Here is a 3,057-nt window from a genome sequence, read left to right on the forward strand (position 1 = left end):
TTGGTGGATGCCTTGGCAGCAAGAGGCGATGAAGGACGTGATACTCTGCGATAAGCGCAGGTGAGCCGAGAATAGGCTTTGACCCTGCGATCTCCGAATGGGGCAACCCACCTGACAGTTGGTTATAAATTGCTTCGCAATCTTATAACTTGCTGAACCAGGTACTTAAGACCTGAATACATAGGGTTTTAAGAGCGAACCCGGGGAACTGAAACATCTAAGTACCCGGAGGAAAGGAAATCAACAGATACTCCCCTAGTAGCGGCGAGCGAACGGGGACCAGCCAAGCCTTGAGAGTGAGAAGAACATGTTGGGAAGCATGGCCATAGCGGGTGACAGCCCCGTATTCGAAGCTCGATGGGATGTATTAAGTAGGGCGGGACACGTGAAATCCTGTCTGAAGATCGGGGGACCACCCTCGAAGGCTAAGTACTCCTTGCTGACCGATAGCGAACCAGTACCGTGAGGGAAAGGTGAAAAGCACCCCGACAAGGGGAGTGAAACAGTACCTGAAACCGAACGCCTACAAGCAGTGGGAGGGCCCTTGAGGCCTGACCGCGTACCTTTTGTATAATGGGTCATCGACTTAGTGTTACGAGCAAGCTTAAGCCGTTAGGTGTAGGCGTAGCGAAAGCGAGTCTTAATAGGGCGCCTGAGTTCGTAGCATTAGACCCGAAACCGAGTGATCTAGGCATGAGCAGGATGAAGGCAAGGTAACACTTGCTGGAGGTCCGAACCCACACCTGTTGAAAAAGGTCGGGATGACTTGTGCCTAGGGGTGAAAGGCCAATCAAACTCGGAGATAGCTGGTTCTCCGCGAAATCTATTTAGGTAGAGCGTCGTACGAATACTCCCGGGGGTAGAGCACTGGATGGGTAATGGGGCCCCACAGGCTTACTGATCCTAACCAAACTCCGAATACCGGGAAGTACTATACGGCAGACACACGGCGGGTGCTAACGTCCGTCGTGGAGAGGGAAACAACCCTGACCTACAGCTAAGGCCCCCAATTCATGGCTAAGTGGGAAAGCAGGTGGGACGACCAAAACAACCAGGAGGTTGGCTTAGAAGCAGCCATCCTTTAAAGATAGCGTAACAGCTCACTGGTCTAATCAAGTTGTCCTGCGGCGAAGATGTAACGGGGCTCAAGCCATGAGCCGAAGCTTAGGACTGCGTATGCAGTGGTAGCGGAGCGTAGTGTGACATAGTTCCATGCGTCCTTAGTGCCCTCGGGCACATTGGACGCAAGGAACTTTCGATGAAGCCGGGGCGTGAGCCATCCGGTGGAGAGATCACTAGCGAGAATGATGACATGAGTAGCGACAAAGAGTGTGAGAGACACTCTCGCCGAAAGTCCAAGGGTTCCTGCTTAAAGCTAATCTGAGCAGGGTAAGCCGGCCCCTAAGGCGAGGCAGAAATGCGTAGCCGATGGGAACCACGTTAATATTCGTGGGCCAGGAGGATGTGACGGATCCCGACTGTAGTTCAATCTTATCGGATTGATTGGGCTGCTTAGGGGTTCCTGGAAATAGCCCTCCATGAGACCGTACCCTAAACCGACACAGGTGGACTGGTAGAGCATACCAAGGCGCTTGAGAGAACGATGTTGAAGGAACTCGGCAAAATACCTCCGTAAGTTCGCGAGAAGGAGGCCCAGTTTCTACGCAAGTATTGGCTGGGGGCACAAACCAGGGGGTGGCGACTGTTTACTAAAAACACAGGGCTCTGCGAAGTCGCAAGACGACGTATAGGGTCTGACGCCTGCCCGGTGCCTGAAGGTTAAAAGGAGGGGTGCAAGCTCCGAATTGAAGCCCAGGTAAACGGCGGCCGTAACTATAACGGTCCTAAGGTAGCGAAATTCCTTGTCGGGTAAGTTCCGACCTGCACGAATGGCGTAACGACTTCCCCGCTGTCTCCAACATCGACTCAGCGAAATTGAATTGCCTGTCAAGATGCAGGCTTCCCGCGGTTAGACGGAAAGACCCCGTGCACCTTTACTACAGCTTCACACTGGCATCAGGCACAACATGTGCAGGATAGGTGGTAGGCATCGAAGCAGGGACGCCAGTCCCTGTGGAGCCGCCCTTGAGATACCACCCTTGTTCTGCTTGATGTCTAACCGCGGTCCGTCATCCGGATCCGGGACCCTGTGTGGCGGGTAGTTTGACTGGGGCGGTCGCCTCCCAAATAGTAACGGAGGCGCGCGAAGGTTGGCTCAGAGCGGTCGGAAATCGCTCGTTGAGTGCAATGGCAGAAGCCAGCCTGACTGCGAGACTGACAAGTCGAGCAGAGACGAAAGTCGGCCATAGTGATCCGGTGGTCCCGAGTGGAAGGGCCATCGCTCAACGGATAAAAGGTACGCCGGGGATAACAGGCTGATGGTGCCCAAGAGTCCATATCGACGGCACCGTTTGGCACCTCGATGTCGGCTCATCTCATCCTGGGGCTGGAGCAGGTCCCAAGGGTACGGCTGTTCGCCGTTTAAAGAGGTACGTGAGCTGGGTTTAGAACGTCGTGAGACAGTTCGGTCCCTATCTGCCGTGGGTGTAGGATACTTGAGAGGAGTTGCCCCTAGTACGAGAGGACCGGGGTGAACGATCCACTGGTGGACCTGTTATCGCGCCAGCGGTAGTGCAGGGTAGCTATGATCGGAAAGGATAACCGCTGAAGGCATCTAAGCGGGAAGCCCCCCTCAAAACAAGGTATCCCTGAGGGCCGTGGTAGACCACCACGTCGATAGGCCGGAGATGTAAGCGCAGCAATGCGTTCAGTTGACCGGTACTAATTGCCCGATAGGCTTGATTTGATCCAGTAATAGACAGACTGGAACACACAAACCCAAAAGTTAACAAAAAACTTGGATCCAAAACTGATGTTGCCCGCCTCAAAACGGGCAAGGCTTTTTATTCGGTTTGGTGGTCACAGCGCAAGTGAAACACCCGATCCCATCCCGAACTCGGAAGTTAAGCACAGCCGCGCCGATGGTACTGCGTCTCAAGACGTGGGAGAGTAGGTCACCGCCAAACCTAATAAAAAGCCACTAACTCTCAATACGAT

The 3,057-nt window shown here is 53.8% G+C and carries 2 rRNA genes (1 of these 2 running past the window's edge); both read left to right on the forward strand.

Annotated features, from left to right (window positions below):
• Window positions 1-2,806 (forward strand): 23S ribosomal RNA (locus PSA7680_RS18320); it begins 21 nt to the left of the window's first position.
• 105 nt (window positions 2,807-2,911) lie between these two features.
• Window positions 2,912-3,026, forward strand: a 5S ribosomal RNA gene (gene rrf, locus PSA7680_RS18325).
• Window positions 3,027-3,057 lie beyond the last annotated feature (31 nt).

The organism is Pseudoruegeria aquimaris (assembly GCF_900172235.1).
Lineage (GTDB): Bacteria > Pseudomonadota > Alphaproteobacteria > Rhodobacterales > Rhodobacteraceae > Pseudoruegeria > Pseudoruegeria aquimaris.